Origin of the sequence: Streptococcus sp. CCH5-D3 (assembly GCF_001556435.1) — a bacterium.
GTDB lineage: Bacteria > Bacillota > Bacilli > Lactobacillales > Streptococcaceae > Streptococcus.
In genome coordinates this window covers 75,585-93,141 of sequence record NZ_LSIW01000097.1, presented here as the reverse complement: position 1 = coordinate 93,141, position 17,557 = coordinate 75,585, and the positions used below count along the sequence as shown (strand labels likewise).

Here is a 17,557-nt window from a genome sequence, read left to right as displayed (position 1 = left end):
GGCGACCACCTTTTGTCTATTAAATGATTGTTATTTCGTACTTTCTCTCAGAGTCAGTTTAGTGCCCAACATAGTAAGTGTCGGGATTTCTCTTGGAGCCAAGACTTGTTTATTGAGGACATCCATGGCAGTTCGTCCCATTTCTTCGGTATAAACAGTAACACTAGAAAGTGGCGGATAAACTTGTTTGGCTAGACTGGTGTCATTAAAGGAGATAATCTGGATATCTTCTGGGACATTAATGCCATTTTCCTGAAGGGCTCTAAGAGCACCGATAGCCAGACTGTCACTAGCTGCAAAGTAGGCATCTGGTAGGGGTGTACCACTTGCTATTTTAGAGGCTAAAAGGTCATAGCCAGATCGAACTGTAAAATTACCTGAAAGAATCAAAAGAGGGTCATAGATGCTCTTTTCAATACAGTAGTTACGATAAGAACGTAAACGAGGCTCCGGAACGATTTCAGTTGAATCCGTTGTTTTTTCTTGCCCTGTTAAAAGACCGATGCTCTTACACCCTTGCTCAGTGAGATAACTTAGTGCCGTTTGAACAGCATTTTCAAAGTCAGTTGTCACACAAGGATGTCCCTGAAGTAGGGTATCACTATCTACAAAGACCAGTGATCTACCCAATGATTCCAATTCAGTAATCTGTTCACGACTAAACTTTCCGATACAAAGTATACCTATGACTTCTTCAGCGAGACTAAAAGGAATGTCATTGAAATAACGAAGCATCTCGTAGTCGAGTTCCTGAGCCCTTTTTTCAATGCCGAGTCGAATATTATAATAGTAGATGTCATCTAATTCGTCTTCCTCACTTACCCATTGGATAATTGCCACTTGATGTTTTTCTTTTTTCAAGTTTCCGATTTTCTTATGTTTGGTATATCCGATTTCATCTGCCGCAGTTAAAATACGGTGCCTGGTTTCTTCAGTAACGGAGAGGTTTTCATCTTGGTTGAGAACACGTGAAACAGTTGCGATTGATACATCAGCCAATTTTGCGATATCTTTTAATGTAGCCATATTGTTCTCCTTTCATCCAAAGTATATCATAAATTCTAAAATTTTACCTATTTTTTACTAAAAAAACAGTAAAAATATTGATTTTCCTTGTGAAAGGGGTTACACTGTTAGTGTAAAAAAGAATAAGCGAGGTACATCCTATGAAGACATCACAGTTAAGAGAAAAGTTTAAAGAAGTTTTTGGTGTAGAAGCAGAACATACTTTCTTTTCTCCAGGTCGTATTAATTTGATTGGTGAACACACTGACTACAACGGTGGACATGTGTTCCCAGCAGCTATTACCTTAGGTACTTACGGAGCGGCCCGTAAACGTGATGACAAAGTTTTGCGTTTCTTCTCAGGTAACTTTGAAGATAAGGGAATCATCGAAGTACCACTTGAAAATCTTCGTTTTGAAAAAGAACACAACTGGACAAACTATCCAAAAGGTGTTCTTCATTTCTTGCAAGAAGCTGGTCATACGATTGATTCAGGTATGGATATTTACATCTATGGTAACATTCCAAATGGATCAGGCTTGTCATCATCATCATCTTTGGAATTGTTGATTGGTGTTATTGCTGAAAAACTTTATGACCTTAAATTGGAACGCCTTGACTTGGTTAAAATCGGTAAGCAAACGGAAAATGACTTTATCGGCGTTAACTCTGGTATCATGGACCAATTCGCTATTGGTATGGGAGCTGAACAACGTGCGATTTACTTGGATACCAATACTTTAGAGTATGACTTGGTGCCGCTTGACCTTAAAGACAATGTTGTAGTTATCATGAACACTAACAAACGTCGTGAATTGGCAGATTCTAAATACAATGAACGTCGTGCGGAATGTGAAACAGCAGTATCTGAACTCCAAGAAAAACTTGATATCCAAACACTTGGTGAATTGGACCTCTGGACATTCGATGCATACAGCTACTTGATTAAAGACGAAAACCGTATCAAACGTGCCCGTCACGCAGTTCTTGAAAATCAACGTACACTTCAAGCCCGTAAAGCTCTTGAATCAGGAGATTTGGAAGGCTTTGGTCGTCTTATGAATGCTTCTCACGTGTCATTGGAACATGATTACGAAGTTACAGGTCTTGAACTTGATACTTTGGCACACACAGCATGGGAACAAGAAGGTGTTCTTGGAGCTCGTATGACAGGAGCGGGCTTTGGTGGATGTGCCATCGCACTTGTAAACAAAGATAAAGTTGAAGATTTCAAAAAAGCAGTTGGTCAACGTTATGAAGAAGTCGTTGGTTATGCACCAAGCTTCTATATTGCTGAAGTAGCTGGCGGTTCACGAGTACTTGATTAATGAGAAAGAAGTAGAGATTATGGCTGAAAATTTAGTAAACACTTTTGTAACTCTGGTTATTGAAAATAGTGATTATGAGGAATTGGACCGTATCTATTTGACAAACAAAGTTTTTGCTTTGGTTGGAGAAGGAGTTGCTGATGTTGAAACAGATAGCTCTGAATTGATTGACCTTAAAGACCAGTTGCTTCAAGCAGGTGTTAAAGCTGGTTCTGTAGGTGATCTTAATGAAGAGCAAGATATCATTGGAGCTCAACTCATGGACTTGATTACACCAAGCCCTAGTGCTGTCAATCGTAACTTCTGGGATACTTATAAATCTGCCCCAGAGCAAGCAATTGCTGACTTTTATGCACAAAGTAAACGCAATGATTATGTGAAAGTCAAAGCCATTGCACAAAATATTGCTTATAAAGCACCTACTAAATACGGTGACTTGGAAATTACGATTAACCTTTCAAAACCTGAAAAAGATCCAAAAGCCATCGCTGCAGCTAAAAATGCGGTAGCTTCTGATTATCCAAAATGCCAACTTTGTATGGAAAATGAAGGTTATCTTGGTCGCATCAATCACCCAGCTCGTAGTAATCACCGTGTTATTCGTTTCCAAATGGAAGGAAATGATTGGGGCTTCCAATATTCACCATATGCTTACTTTAATGAACATTCTATCTTCTTTTATGGTAAGCACGAACCAATGCACATCAGTCCATTGACATTTGGTCGTCTCCTATCAATTGTTGAAGCATTTCCTGGTTACTTTGCAGGTTCAAATGCCGATCTTCCAATTGTAGGTGGTTCAATTCTTACACACGAACACTATCAAGGTGGTCGCCACACCTTCCCAATGGAAGTAGCAGGCATTAAAGAAAAAGTTAGCTTTGATGGATACTCTGATGTTGAGACTGGTATCGTTAATTGGCCTATGTCTGTTCTTCGTCTTAGAAGTGAAGACAAGGAAAGACTTATTGCTCTTGCAACCAAAATTTTAAATTGTTGGCGTGGTTATTCAGACGAAAAAGCTGGTGTCTTGGCTGAGTCTGATGGACAACCTCACCACACCATTACCCCAATTGCTCGTAGAAAAGACGGTAAATTTGAATTAGATTTGGTTCTTCGTGACAATCAAACTTCTGAAGAACATCCAGACGGTATCTACCACCCACATAAAGATGTTCAACATATTAAAAAAGAAAACATTGGTTTGATTGAAGTTATGGGATTGGCCATTCTTCCTCCTCGTTTGAAAACAGAACTTAAAGATGTTGAAGATTATCTATTAGGTCAAGGTAACCAAGTTGCTCCAATGCACCAAGAATGGGCGGATAAACTTAAGGCCGAAAATCCAAATGTGACAGCTGATGATGCGAAGAAAGTTGTTCGCCAATCAGTTGCTGATATTTTCGCTCGTGTGTTGGAAGATGCTGGTGTTTATAAGACTAATAGTGAAGGCTTAGATCAGTTTAAAGCATTTGTAGATTTTGTAAATTTAGCTGATTAATTGTTTTTTCTGAAGAAAGGAGATAAGAAATGGCAATTTTAGTATTAGGTGGAGCTGGTTATATCGGTTCTCACATGGTTGATCGCTTAGTTGAAAAAGGTCAAGAAAAAGTAGTAGTAGTAGATAGTTTGGTAACCGGTCACCGTGCTGCCGTACATCCAGATGCTATTTTCTACCAAGGCGATCTCTCTGATCAAGATTTTATGAGAAAGGTCTTCAAAGAAAATCCTGATGTTGATGCCGTTATTCACTTTGCGGCCTATTCATTGGTTGGTGAATCAATGGAAAAACCACTCAAATATTTTGATAACAATACAGCTGGAATGGTTAAATTGCTTGAAGTTATGAACGAATGCGGTGTTAAATACATTGTCTTCTCATCAACAGCAGCAACTTACGGTATCCCAGAAGAAATTCCAATTCTTGAAACAACACCACAAAATCCTATCAACCCATATGGTGAAAGTAAGTTGATGATGGAAACTATCATGAAGTGGTCTGATAAAGCTTATGGTATTAAATATGTGCCACTTCGTTACTTCAACGTTGCTGGTGCAAAACCTGATGGATCTATCGGTGAAGACCATGGTCCAGAAACTCACCTTCTCCCAATTATCCTTCAAGTAGCTCAAGGTGTTCGTGAAAAAATCATGATTTTTGGTGATGACTACAACACTCCTGATGGTACAAATGTTCGTGACTATGTTCACCCATTTGACTTGGCTGATGCTCACCTCCTTGCTGTTGAATATCTTCGTAAAGGTAATGAATCTACAGCCTTTAACTTAGGTTCATCAACGGGATTCTCAAACCTTCAAATTCTTGAAGCCGCTCGTAAGGTAACTGGTAAAGAAATCCCAGCTGAGAAAGCTGATCGTCGTCCTGGTGATCCTGATACATTGATTGCTTCATCTGAAAAAGCACGTACAGTTCTTGGATGGAAACCACAATTTGATAACATCGAAAAAATCATCGCAAGTGCTTGGGCATGGCATTCTAGCCATCCAAAAGGGTACGATGATCGAGGATAATTAAAATAATAAAAAAAAGGGTCAAAGAGTATATATAATTATTGTACTCTTTGTTTTTTGAGGAAATAGTATGAAAATAAACTGCGAAATTATTGGAAAAGTTGATTCAGGCGATGTCAGTAAAATTTCAATGGAAAATAATAATGGTGTTGTCATTTCCACACTCACAACAGGTGCTACACTTCAGGAGTTTTTGGTTCCAACAGAAACTGGTGCTCTTAAAAATATAGTACTTGGTTTCAGTGATTACGAGGATTACTATAAGAATAATTTATGTGCCTGCCAGTCTATTGGTAGGGTGGCTGGAAGAATTGGGAAAGCTTCGTATACTCATAATATGGTTCTTTATAGCCTTCCTAAGAATGAGGGAGAAAACTGTTTACATGGCGGTCCAAAAGGAATGCAGGTTCAAAATTGGAACTATGTCACAAACCTGAATGATGAATATGTTGAGACAAAATTTATTAGAAGACTTTATTCAAGTGTAGATGGCTTTCCTGGTGATGTTACAGTCTCTATTAGTTATAGACTTAACAATAATAACCGCTTAACAATACTCTTTGAAGCCTTCGATGTTACAGAGTCAACAGTCTTTAATCCGACAAACCATGTTTACTTTAATCTTAGCGACAAACAGGATTTATCAAGTCATGAGTTACAAATCTATTCAGACTATCGTTTAGAGTTGGATTCTGAGTTAATTCCAACAGGACAAAAAATTAATGTAGATGGAACGAATTATGATTTCAGAAAGACAACTGACTTGCTACCTCGAATTGAAGCAAATAATGGTTTTGATGATGCCTTTGTAGTTGGAGGGGAAACTTGTGATCATGTGAAAGAAGTAGCTGTTCTCCATGATAAAGAGAGTGGAGATGGTATCGAAATCTTCTCAAACAGAAATGGTTTAGTTATTTATACTATGGATATTATAGAGGATAATATTTACTTTGCGAGAGATCGAGGAACAATTGCAAAAGGACGAGAAGCTATAGCTATGGAAGCTCAAACACTCCCAGATGCCGTTAATCATACAGATTTTGGAGATATCATCTTGGAGGAGGGTCATAGTGTAAGCTATGAAATCGGTTTCCAATATTTTAATTCATCAAAATAATCATGTTTTAGTAAAAGTTTAGTAAAAAATCACTAAAACTATTGACGATTTAAACTAATACTTATATAATGTAAGCGTATTCAAAAAACAACTAACAGGAGGTTTTCGTAATGGGAAAATCTAAAGGTCAAATGAAGTCTCGTCTATCCTATTCAGCTGGTGCTTTTGGTAACGACGTCTTCTATGCAACGTTGTCAACATACTTTATCATGTTTGTGACAACTCACTTGTTTAACACAGGTGATCCAAAGCAAAATAGTCACTACGTACTATTAATTACTAACATCATCGCTATTTTGCGTATCTTGGAAGTATTTATCGATCCATTGATCGGTAACATGATTGATAACACTCATACTAAGTATGGTAAATTCAAACCATGGGTAGTTGGTGGTGGTATCATCAGTTCTATCGCCTTGTTGCTTCTCTTCACCGATTTAGGTGGTTTGAATAAAACAAATCCTTTCTTGTACCTTGTACTTTTCGGAATTATCTACCTTGTAATGGATGTCTTCTACTCAATTAAAGATATCGGTTTCTGGTCAATGATTCCTGCCTTGTCTCTTGACAGTCATGAACGTGAAAAAATGGCAACTTTTGCCCGTATTGGTTCTACGATTGGTGCCAATATTGTAGGTGTTGCCATCATGCCAATCGTTTTGTTCTTCTCTATGACGAACAGTAGTGGCTCTGGAGATAAATCTGGATGGTTCTGGTTTGCATTTATCGTTGCTCTCATTGGTGTGATTACATCAATTGCTGTTGGTATTGGTACACGTGAAGTTGAGTCAAAACTTCGTGATAACAAAGAAAAAACTAGCCTTAAACAAGTCTTTAAAGTTCTTGGTAAAAACGACCAATTGATGTGGTTGTCTCTCGGATATTGGTTCTATGGTCTTGGTATTAATACACTTAATGCTCTTCAACTTTTTTACTTCACATTTATCCTTGGTGATCCAGGGAAATACTCAATCCTTTACGGATTGAATACAGTTGTTGGTTTGGTTTCAGTTTCACTCTTCCCTAGCCTAGCTGGTAAATTCAACCGTAAACGTTTGTTCTATGGATGTATTGCAGTAATGCTCGGTGGTATCGGAATCTTTAGTATTGCAGGAACATCACTTCCAATGATCTTGACTGCTGCTGAACTCTTCTTTATTCCACAACCTCTTGTGTTCCTTGTTATCCTCATGATTATCTCTGACTCAGTAGAATATGGTCAATGGAAATTGGGACACCGTGATGAATCACTTACTTTGTCAGTTCGTCCACTTGTTGATAAACTTGGTGGTGCGATGTCAAACTGGCTTGTTTCTACAATTGCCGTAGCTGCTGGTATGACAACAGGTGCCTCAGCATCAACAATTACAACACATCAACAGTCTATCTTTAAGCTTAGCATGTTTGGTTTCCCAGCAGCAGCAATGCTTATCGGAGCCTTCATTATTGCTCGTAAAATCACTTTGACTGAAGCACGTCACGCTGAAATTGTTGAAGAATTGGAACATCGCTTTAGCGTAGCAACTTCTGAAAATGAAGTTAAAGCTAACGTCGTATCTCTTGTAAACCCTACAACTGGCCATTTGGTTGACCTCTCAAGTGTTAATGATGAACACTTTGCTTCAGGTAGCATGGGTAAAGGTTTCGCCATTAAACCTACTGATGGAGCTGTCTTTGCACCAATTAGTGGTACCATTCGTCAAGTTCTTCCTACTCGCCATGCAGTTGGTATTGAAAGTGAAGATGGTGTCATTGTTCTTATCCACGTTGGTATCGGAACAGTTAAACTTAAAGGTGAAGGATTCATTAGTTACGTAGAACAAGGTGATCGTGTTGAAGTTGGACAAAAACTTCTTGAGTTCTGGTCACCAATTATTGAGAAAAACGGTCTTGATGACACAGTACTTGTCACTGTAACCAATTCAGAAAAATTCAGTGCTTTCCATCTTGAACAAGAAGTTGGAGAAAAGGTAGAAGCTTTGTCTGAAGTTATTACCTTCAAAAAAGGAGAATAATCTATGAACACGACTGAAAAAATTCAAACTTACTTAAACGATCCAAAGATTGTTAGCGTTAATACTGTTGACGCTCACTCAGATCATAAGTATTTTGAATCTCTTGCAGAATTTTCTGAAGGGGAGATGAAGTTAAGACAATCTCTTAATGGAAAATGGAAAATTCACTATGCTCAGAATACAAATCAAGTTTTAAAAGACTTTTATAAAACAGAATTTGATGAAACTGATTTGAATTTCATCAATGTACCAGGTCATTTGGAACTTCAAGGTTTTGGTTCTCCACAATATGTGAATACCCAATATCCTTGGGATGGTAAAGAATTCCTTCGTCCACCTCAAGTTCCTCAAGAATCAAATGCTGTTGCATCATACGTTAAACATTTTACCTTGAATGATGCTTTAAAAGATAAAAAAGTATTTATCTCATTCCAAGGGGTTGCCACTTCCATCTTTGTATGGGTCAATGGTAACTTCGTAGGATACAGTGAAGATTCATTTACACCTAGTGAATTTGAAATCAGTGATTACCTTGTTGAAGGTGATAACAAGTTGGCGGTAGCTGTTTATCGTTACTCTACAGCAAGCTGGTTGGAAGACCAAGACTTCTGGAGACTTTACGGTATTTTCAGAGATGTTTACTTGTACGCTATTCCAAAAGTTCACGTTCAAGATCTCTTTGTTAAGGGAGATTATGATTACCAAACAAAAGCAGGTCAATTGGATATTGATTTGAAGACTGTTGGTGATTACGAAGATAAGAAAATTAAATATGTTCTTTCAGATCATGAAGGCATCGTTACAGAAGGTGATGCATCTGTTAATGCTGACGGTGAACTATCTGTAAGTCTTGAAGATTTGCAAATCAAACCTTGGAGTGCTGAAAGTCCTAAACTTTACAATTTGACCCTTCATGTTTTGGATGATGGCCAAGTTGTTGAAGTCGTTCCAGTTAAGGTTGGATTTAGACACTTTGAAATTAAAGATAAACTCATGCTTTTGAATGGTAAGAGAATTGTCTTTAAAGGGGTTAACAGACACGAATTTAACGCTAGAACAGGACGTTGTATCACTGAAGAAGATATGCTTTGGGATATCAAAGTGATGAAACAACATAACATCAATGCTGTTCGTACTTCTCACTATCCGAACCAAACACGTTGGTATGAATTGTGTGATGAATATGGACTTTATGTTATCGATGAAGCCAACCTTGAAACACACGGTACATGGCAAAAACTTGGTCTAAGCGAACCTTCATGGAATATCCCAGCTAGTGAACCAGAATGGTTGCCTGCTTGTTTGGATCGTGCCAATAACATGTTCCAACGTGATAAGAACCATGCTAGTGTTATCATTTGGTCTTGTGGTAATGAATCATATGCTGGTAAAGATATTGCTGACATGGCTGATTACTTCCGTAGTGTTGACAATACTCGTCCAGTTCACTATGAAGGTGTTACATGGTGTCGTGAATTTGATTACATTACAGACATCGAAAGTCGTATGTATGCGAAACCAGCTGATATTGAAGAATACCTCACTAACAATCCTCAAAAACCTTATATTTCATGTGAATACATGCACACAATGGGTAATTCTGGTGGTGGATTGAAACTCTACACTGACTTAGAGAAATATCCAGAATACCAAGGTGGATTTATTTGGGACTTCATTGACCAAGCTATTTACAAACCACTTCCAAATGGTAGCGAATTCCTATCATATGGTGGTGACTGGCATGATAGACCTTCTGACTACGAATTTTGTGGAAATGGTATTGTCTTCGCAGATCGTACCCTAACTCCAAAACTTCAAACAGTTAAACATCTTTACTCTAATATTAAGATTGCTGTTGATGAAAAATCAGTAACTATCAAGAATGATAATGTCTTTGAAGATCTTTCTGCTTATACTTTCCTAGCTAGAGTTTACGAAGATGGTAGAAAAGTTAGCGAAAGTGAATATCACTTTGATGTTAAACCAGGTGAAGAAGCAACATTCCCAGTAGAATTCGCTGTTGGAGCTTCAAATGCTGAACGAATTTATGAAGTTGCTTGTGTTCAGAATGAAGCAACTGAATGGGCTCCAAAAGGACATGAAATTGTTCGTGGTCAATATGTTGCTGAAAAGATTAGCACTGAAACACCAGTTAAAGCACCTTTGAATGTTGTTGAAGGCGACTTCAACATCGGAATCCACGGACAAAACTTCTCTATCTTGCTTTCACGTGCACAAAATACGCTAGTATCTGCTAAGTATAATGGTGTTGAATTCATTGAGAAAGGTCCTAAACTTAACTTTACTCGTGCTTACACCGACAACGATCGTGGTGCTGGATATCCATTCGAAATGGCAGGCTGGAAAGTTGCTGGAAACTATAGTAAGGTTACAGATACTCAAATTCAAATTGAAGATGACTCTGTTAAAGTGACTTATGTTCATGAATTGCCTGGCTTTTCTGATGTCGAAGTTAAGGTAACTTATCAAGTTGATTACAAGGGTCGAATCTTTGTTACTGCAAACTATGATGGTAAAGCAGGTTTGCCAAACTTCCCTGAATTTGGTCTAGAATTTGCTATCGGTTCACAATTTACAAACCTAAGCTATTATGGATACGGTGCAGAAGAAAGCTACCTTGATAAACTTCCTGGTGCCTATCTTGGTCGATATGAAACATCTGTTGAAAAGACATTTGCTCCATATCTAATGCCACAAGAATCTGGTAATCACTATGGTACTCGTGAATTTACAGTATCTGATGATAACCATAATGGTCTTAAATTCACCGCACTTAATAAGGCATTCGAATTCAGTGCTTTGCGTAACAGTACTGAACAAATTGAAAATGCTCGTCATCAATATGAATTGCAACAATCTGATGCTACATGGATTAAAGTTCTTGCTGCTCAAATGGGTGTCGGTGGTGACGACTCATGGGGTGCTCCAGTTCATGACGAATTCTTGGTTAGCTCAGCAGATAGCTATCAATTGAGCTTCATGATTGAACCACTCAACTAAAGTATTATTGGACTTTGCCTCCAACGATATATTTGATAAAGGAAACTCGAAAGGGATTCCTTTTGTCATGGTTTGAAGTAAGAAAAAAGGAAACAGACCTCTGTTTCCTTTTAAAATATAACTCAGTTTTCAATTCCCTTAAAAATGGGAGTGATCAAGTAAAATTATGAAAAAGTGAGTTAAAGTTATTGATATAGAGAAGGGACTAAACCACTCCCAAGGAGTTAATGATTTTTTGTAGCTTTAAATGAAACTTGAAGATTATGCCTTGATGTTAATCGTCCAATGGCACTCTATCTAATATGAGTGTACAACTTTGAGTCTAGATGTCCAAAAATAAGACTCTATGGATTCTTATCTGTATTGTGATTGGCGACTATTTTTGTCAATAAAAATTTAAGAGGTTGTTGATTTCACTTAGAATATAGTAATGTTCTATGAAAACGTATACAATAGTAGTTAGAGAAATAAACATAGATTGGAGAAGATTGATGACATCATCTTTTGAAGACTTCACAAAAAAAGCAGAAGCATTCTTAGAAGAACATATTACAGAGTATCTCAGTGTGGACATGGCTCTTGAAGATTTTGCAAGACAATACAACCAAGGGCTTTTTGATGAGATTACTTCCCCTGATTCAAAGCAGGAGAGAGCTTGGAAACTCATTGAAGAGGCTTATCATTATCACGAGGAAGATCCTTCGAGAAGTCAGGAATTTTTGACAGAAGCTTTAAAACTAGATCCTGAAAATCTTGATGCTAAGCAGATGCTCTTAACTTTTCAAAGTCCACTTGAACATCTAAAAGGCCTAATTGCTTTAGAAAAAGAGCAAAGGTCCAAGTGGGATCAAGGTCCAAAAATGGGCTGGGCTAATCTTGACGAGCGTCCTTATTTGTCTTTGAAGTATAATCTTGCTAAATTTTATTTAAGCAACAGTATGAAGCGGTTTGCTATTAAGGAATTTGAAGAGATTCTAGAGATAGATGTTCAAGATCACATGGGAGTCTGTTACGAATTGATGGCTACCTATTGTAATCTGGAGGAGTTTGATAAGGCTAAAAGCTTTTTCGAATGTGAGCAAATGGAATATCACGAAGAAGATTTGATGATAGTACCAATGATGACGGTCTCTCTAATGACGGGACATAGTGAGGATGCGGATTTCTATTTTGATCTTCTCTATGCAAAAAATCCAGAGTTCGAAAATTATTTAAAAATGATTGAACAAGGTGATGAAGAGCGTCTAGTTGCCGAAACGCTTAAAGTCAACCCTATCTTATTTGAAGCCAATAGTATGCAAAGTCTTTTAATGGTTTTTAATCAAGTCGTTGATCTGTCCCAGTCAGAATATTATTTTACTTGGTTAATCGAAAAATATCGTGCAAAACGTCCACAAAGACATGTTGCGAAAAAGAAAAATCCAGAATTGCACAAACTAATTAGAGAATTGGAAAAAAGTATAGAACCAAGCAAAGCCCTCCAAGGACTTTCAATAAGTGTGGAGCGTATACTTCGTCAACATAGCTTAATAGAATTTAAAGATTTTAAAAAGAAAACGGAAGAGGAAGTAGCAGCGATTAGAGGAGTTGGAAAGGTGAGCATGGAAATCCTTAAAGAAAATGGTGTTGTCTTTAAAAAGAAGCGGAAAAAGAAGTAAGGAACTATTCATCAAACAAGCCATAGCAAATCTTTGCAATTTTATCTTATATCCTTTAAGATAATTCTGTTACAACTTGAAAAGGAGAACAGGATGGAAACATATACACTTTCAAATGGCGTTACGATTCCTAAAATTGGTTTTGGGACTTGGCAGATTCCAGAAGGGGAAGAAGCTTATAACAGCGTTAGTTTCGCACTTAAGGCGGGTTACACACACATTGATACGGCGCAAATCTACGGTAACGAGGTTTCTGTAGGTAAGGCGATTGCAGATAGTGTTGTGGCGCGTGAGGATATTTTCCTAACGACTAAACTCTGGAATGACAAGCACGATTACGATTTGGCTAAGGCCTCTATCGACGAGTCTCTTGAAAGACTAGGTGTGGATTATTTGGATCTTTTGCTCATCCACTGGCCTAATCCAAAGGCTCTTCGTGAGAATGATGCTTGGAAAGTTGGCAATGAAGGTGCTTGGAAGGCAATGGAAGAAGCCTACAAAGATGGTAAGGTGCGTGCTATCGGTGTGTCTAACTTTATGCAGCATCACCTTGATGCTCTCCTTGAAACGGCTGAAATTGTGCCACATGTCAATCAAATTCTTTTGGCTCCAGGTTGTGCCCAAGAAGATTTGGTTGCCTATTGCCAAGAGCGTGACATTCTTCTTGAAGCCTATAGCCCACTAGGTACTGGTAGCATTTTTGGAAATGAAGATGTAGAAGCAGTGGCTGAACGTAACGGAAAATCAGTTGCTCAAGTTGCCCTACGTTGGAGCCTTCAAAAAGGTTTCTTGCCACTACCTAAGTCAGTGACACCAAAAAATATCGAAGCCAACTTGGATATCTTTGACTTTGATTTGTCAGAGGAAGATATGGCAGTATTGGATAAGATTCAAGGCATTAAAACTCAGGATGATCCTGATACAGTTAATTTTTAATAGGACTGCAAGTAACTCGTAAGGGTTGCTTTTTCTATTGTTTTACGAATAAAAGTATGAACCTATTATCAAAATTGACAAAAAAGAGGAGTGGTAATACAATGGTGTTACAAAAGAGAACGAGGTTAAGGATATGACAACAATTACATTGAAGGTTTCAGAGGCAGATAAGAAGTTCATGCAGGCCATTGCGAAATTCGAAGGCGTATCCTTGTCAGAATTAATTCGTACCAAAACTTTAGAAGCCATTGAGGATGAATATGACGCTAGAGTAGCCGATTTGGCTTTGGCAGAATATGAAGACTATCTTGAAAATGGTGGGGAGGTGCTAAATTGGGATGACCTATAAGATAGTACCCACCCCTAAATTTGCCAAAAGTTTTAAAAAGTTGGATCCTTTTGTTAGGAAACAAATTAAGGCTTATCTCAATCGTGTCACAGATAATCCAAGAGCCAAGGGTAAGGCCTTAGTTGCCAATCGCACTGGACAATGGCGTTATCGTATTGGTGCCTATCGTGTTATTGTCAATATTCAGGACAATGAACTAATCATACTTGCCCTCGAAGTCGGTCATAGACGTGATATCTATTAGTATCAAGACATAGAATATCCTAGGTTCCGTTAATTTTTAATAGGATAGAAGCAACTCGTTAGGGTTGCTTTTTTATACTGTGTGTGCCCGAATTTGCTATAATAAGGCTATCATATCAATTACTATTAGAAGGGAAGTTATGCTATGGAATCGCGGAACCTTCTTCCTCAAAATACGCGTCTGATGGCTAATTTGTTGAGTTTCTCGGGAGGGGCTTTGGATGTCTTTTGTCATATGTACTATCATAGTTTGGTTGCTACACAGACTGGGAATATCCTTCTCTTGGTCGCTGACTGGCAGAACAGTAGCATGTACCATAACATGTTACGATGCTTTTCCATCCTTTTCTTTTCCTTAGGTTTTCTTTTTGGCATGTGGTTTAAAGATCATCGTAAGAATGCCTACTGGCGTGTTTATGGTCTTCTTCCACTTTGCGTGATGACAGCTATCCTGCCTTTTCTACCTTCAAATGCCTTGATTGAGCTCCCGATTATCGCTTTTTCTGCAGGTATCATGATGAAGACTTTTACTGGCAGTCAGATTGAGAATCATCCCTTCGTGATATTTATGACCTCAGGAAATTATCGAAGGATGTTAACGGCCATCTATTATGCCATTCAGGGAAGTGGTGATCAGAGAGAATATCGTCGTCAGGCTGTCAATTATAGCTTTATCGTAGGGAGCTTTGTCGTTGGCGCTATCGTCTCAGCCGTTCTGATGCATTTTGTGCATCTTAAGTCAATCTGGCTAATCACACTCAGTCTTATTATCATCATGGTTTACTATTCATCTGAAGTGAAACGGCTAGGGCTCAAGGAAACTAATCTTTAGTCGTCTGTAGCAAATATTTTTGATAACAATTGTCTTGTGTTATAATTTTGATTATATTATTTTCATTTAATCAAAAAAAGGAGACATAAGATGCCTGTAGTAAGCAATGATTTTTCAGATATCGTTTATAACCGTCGTTCCATTCGTAACTTTGATCCATCTATTAAGATTCCGCGAGAAGAACTGTTGGAAATCCTAGATAAAACTGTCACAGCACCATCATCAGTCAACATGCAACCTTGGCGTTTTGTTGTCGTTGATAGTGAGGAAGGCAAGGAAAAATTGACACCTTTCGTCAGCTACAATGGTGTGCAAAATGAAACATCATCAGCCATGGTCCTTATTTTTGCCGATTTGAAGAGCCAAGAAAGAGCTGAAGATATCTACGGTAAGGCTGTTGCTCAAGGAAAAATGCCTGAAGAAGTCAAAGAAAAACAACTGTCAAGCATTGTGCCAATGTATGAAAATGCTCCTCGCGAAATGATGAATGAAATTGTCCACATCGATGCTAGCCTTGCTGCTATGCAGTTGATGTTGGTTGCTCGTTCTTATGGTTATGATACCAACGCCATCGGTGGTTATAAAAAAGATGGGCTTGCCAAAGCCTTTGGACTTGATGAAGACCGTCATGTACCAGTTTTGCTCATTGCTCTTGGGAAAGCCAATGAAGAAGGCTTTGAGTCTGTTCGTCTGGATGCCTCTGATGTAACAACTTTTGCTTAATAAATAATTGACCGTAAGTCTCGGAAGTGGAGGCTTACGGTTTTTATTTTTTCCTTTTATGCTATCAATAACTCATAATGCACCTTGTCATTAATTTGTCTTTTTGTTAAGATGAAAGAAAAAGTGAGCGTATACAATTGGTAGTATCATTGGAGGATTAAGACATGGCACGTATTTTACAAATTGAAGACAATGAGGATATCCAGAGAATTCTTTTCAACTTGTTTTCTGAAGAACATGATATTATCCAAGCCTACTCTGGGACCGAAGGAGAGCTTTTGTTTCAAAGTCAAGAGATTGATTTGGTTCTCCTAGATATCATGTTACCGGGTAAGGGTGGCGAAGAAGTGCTTAAGTTTATCAGGCAAAGAAGCTCTGTTCCTGTCATTATGCTGACAGCCTTGGGTGACAAGCACTTGATTAGCCAGTACTTACTTGATGGTGCAAATGATTATATCGTTAAGCCCTTTGATCTTGAAGAAGTTTATGCACGTGTCTCGGTTCAACTACGTGAACACAGCAAGGGAAGTGGTAGGCCTGATAACATCTATCAAGTCAAAAATATCACGATAAACCCAGACAGTTTTGAAGTCTCCTGTCAGGGAAAAGTCATTCGTTTGGGTAAGAAAGAGTTTCAAATTTTCCACACACTCCTTCAAAATCCAAAGAAAATTTTTACTAAAGAGGACCTTTATGAGACGGTTTGGGAAGCCCCTTATCTATCAGGTGATAATACCTTGAATGCACAGTTGAGTAATCTACGAAAGAAACTAGCCCAAGTAGATGAGAGTTCAGAGTATATCGAAACGATATGGGGCTTAGGTGTGCGACTTAAAGGAGATGACTCATGAGAGGACTACTTATTGTATTGACAGTACTCCTACTGAGTGTGACTATCTATCTCGTCCGTTACTATTTGGCTGTTAAGTCTCTCTCAAAGCAGATTGAAAAAAAGTTAGTTGAAGAAAGCCATAGACGGATTACTCTTAAAAACCAGCCAAAATCTTTAGTTATCCTGACGAATCAGATTGAGTCTCTCTTTAACCATGTTGAAAAGACTAATCTTGTTGCTCTTCAAGAGAAGAAAACCATGGATATGGCTATCAGTAATATTGCCCATGATATACGAACGCCACTGACAGTAGCGAGTGGCTATGCTCAGCAAAGTCTTCGAAGTAGTAGTGAAGATGACGTGGCTATGGAGAAGATTTCTAAAAATCTACTGACTGTTTCAAAGCGTTTGGAAGCCTTGTTGGAATATCGACGATTAACAGAGGGGGCCATCCAACCACAATTTCAAGATGTGGACTTTTCTCAACTTGTGGTTAAGTCTATCCTGCCTTACTATGACATGTTTCAGGAGACAGGGATTACACTAGATATTCAAGTAACCCCTGATATCCAATGCGAAATGGATGCTGATATTTTTGAACGTCTATTTCAGAATATTATCAGTAACGTTCTAAAACATGGTAAGATTCAAGCTCAACTGACATTGCAGAAAAAGGACGATGGCATTTATTTGTCAGTTAGTAATATGGTCCAACAGCCGATACAGCATCTGGACCAACTAACGACCCGCTTTTATTCTGAAAACCTGTCAGACACCGAGGATTCCTCTGGACTTGGACTTTATATCACCGAACACTTAGTCCAAGTCTTATCGGGTGAGTTGCATCTGGCCTATGAGAATGAATGGTTCTATTTAACAGTGAGATTATGAATTAAAAGGTTTTGAATTGTTAAGATGGGGATATAGTCATCCTTATTTCACACTACCTTGGAACAAGCTATTGTA

15 protein-coding genes are annotated in these 17,557 nt (G+C 38.2%); 14 read left to right on the top strand and 1 reads right to left on the bottom strand.

Annotation, left to right across the window (positions count from 1 at the left end; all coding sequences use genetic code 11):
* Window positions 1-30: 30 nt before the first annotated feature.
* The gene (locus AX662_RS06745) at window positions 31-1,026 is read right to left on the bottom strand and encodes a LacI family DNA-binding transcriptional regulator (protein ID WP_060971984.1); all 996 of its coding nucleotides are present in this window, start codon (window positions 1,024-1,026) and stop codon (window positions 31-33) included.
* A gap of 140 nt (window positions 1,027-1,166) precedes the next feature.
* Between AX662_RS06745 and AX662_RS06740 the strand changes: the two genes are divergently transcribed.
* The 14 genes from AX662_RS06740 to AX662_RS06675 all read left to right on the top strand — a co-directional run bounded on the left by AX662_RS06740 (window position 1,167) and on the right by AX662_RS06675 (window position 17,482).
* Window positions 1,167-2,333: a galactokinase gene (locus AX662_RS06740; protein ID WP_013990347.1), complete on the top strand. Its 1,167-nt coding sequence runs from the start codon at window positions 1,167-1,169 to the stop codon at window positions 2,331-2,333.
* Between the two features lie 19 nt (window positions 2,334-2,352).
* Window positions 2,353-3,834 carry a UDP-glucose--hexose-1-phosphate uridylyltransferase gene (gene galT / locus AX662_RS06735; protein WP_060971983.1) on the top strand — a complete coding sequence of 494 codons (1,482 nt, stop codon included), beginning with the start codon at window positions 2,353-2,355 and terminating at the stop codon, window positions 3,832-3,834.
* A 29-nt stretch (window positions 3,835-3,863) separates the two neighbouring features.
* Entirely contained in the window at window positions 3,864-4,865 is a 1,002-nt protein-coding gene (galE, locus tag AX662_RS06730) for a UDP-glucose 4-epimerase GalE (RefSeq protein ID WP_002888050.1), read from the top strand.
* Between the two features lie 70 nt (window positions 4,866-4,935).
* The gene (locus AX662_RS06725; protein WP_014634731.1) at window positions 4,936-5,982 is read left to right on the top strand and encodes an aldose epimerase family protein; all 1,047 of its coding nucleotides are present in this window, start codon (window positions 4,936-4,938) and stop codon (window positions 5,980-5,982) included.
* A gap of 110 nt (window positions 5,983-6,092) precedes the next feature.
* Window positions 6,093-7,997 (top strand): PTS sugar transporter subunit IIA, encoded by a 1,905-nt coding sequence (locus AX662_RS06720; RefSeq protein WP_014632923.1) that lies wholly within the window; start codon window positions 6,093-6,095, stop codon window positions 7,995-7,997.
* Window positions 7,998-8,000: 3 nt separating this feature from the next.
* Window positions 8,001-11,018: a glycoside hydrolase family 2 TIM barrel-domain containing protein gene (locus AX662_RS06715; protein WP_060971982.1), complete on the top strand. Its 3,018-nt coding sequence runs from the start codon at window positions 8,001-8,003 to the stop codon at window positions 11,016-11,018.
* A gap of 491 nt (window positions 11,019-11,509) precedes the next feature.
* Window positions 11,510-12,676 (top strand): hypothetical protein, encoded by a 1,167-nt coding sequence (locus AX662_RS06710; RefSeq protein WP_229040652.1) that lies wholly within the window; start codon window positions 11,510-11,512, stop codon window positions 12,674-12,676.
* A gap of 93 nt (window positions 12,677-12,769) precedes the next feature.
* Complete coding sequence (locus AX662_RS06705) at window positions 12,770-13,612, top strand: aldo/keto reductase (RefSeq protein ID WP_060971981.1); 843 nt, start codon at window positions 12,770-12,772, stop codon at window positions 13,610-13,612.
* Between the two features lie 133 nt (window positions 13,613-13,745).
* Window positions 13,746-13,961, top strand: coding sequence for a type II toxin-antitoxin system RelB family antitoxin (relB, locus tag AX662_RS06700; protein WP_014632927.1), 216 nt, complete (start codon window positions 13,746-13,748; stop codon window positions 13,959-13,961).
* The gene (locus AX662_RS06695; protein ID WP_060971980.1) at window positions 13,951-14,205 is read left to right on the top strand and encodes a type II toxin-antitoxin system RelE family toxin; all 255 of its coding nucleotides are present in this window, start codon (window positions 13,951-13,953) and stop codon (window positions 14,203-14,205) included. The genes relB and AX662_RS06695 overlap by 11 nt, the downstream gene beginning before the upstream one ends.
* A gap of 144 nt (window positions 14,206-14,349) precedes the next feature.
* Window positions 14,350-15,036, top strand: a complete 687-nt coding sequence (locus AX662_RS06690) for a YoaK family protein (protein ID WP_060971979.1) — start codon at window positions 14,350-14,352, stop codon at window positions 15,034-15,036.
* A gap of 90 nt (window positions 15,037-15,126) precedes the next feature.
* On the top strand, window positions 15,127-15,759 hold the full coding sequence (locus AX662_RS06685) for a nitroreductase family protein (RefSeq protein WP_060971978.1): 633 nt from the start codon (window positions 15,127-15,129) through the stop codon (window positions 15,757-15,759).
* 164 nt (window positions 15,760-15,923) lie between these two features.
* Window positions 15,924-16,610: a response regulator transcription factor gene (locus tag AX662_RS06680; RefSeq protein ID WP_060971977.1), complete on the top strand. Its 687-nt coding sequence runs from the start codon at window positions 15,924-15,926 to the stop codon at window positions 16,608-16,610.
* Window positions 16,607-17,482, top strand: a complete 876-nt coding sequence (locus tag AX662_RS06675; RefSeq protein ID WP_060971976.1) for a sensor histidine kinase — start codon at window positions 16,607-16,609, stop codon at window positions 17,480-17,482. The genes AX662_RS06680 and AX662_RS06675 overlap by 4 nt, the downstream gene beginning before the upstream one ends.
* Window positions 17,483-17,557: the final 75 nt, after the last annotated feature.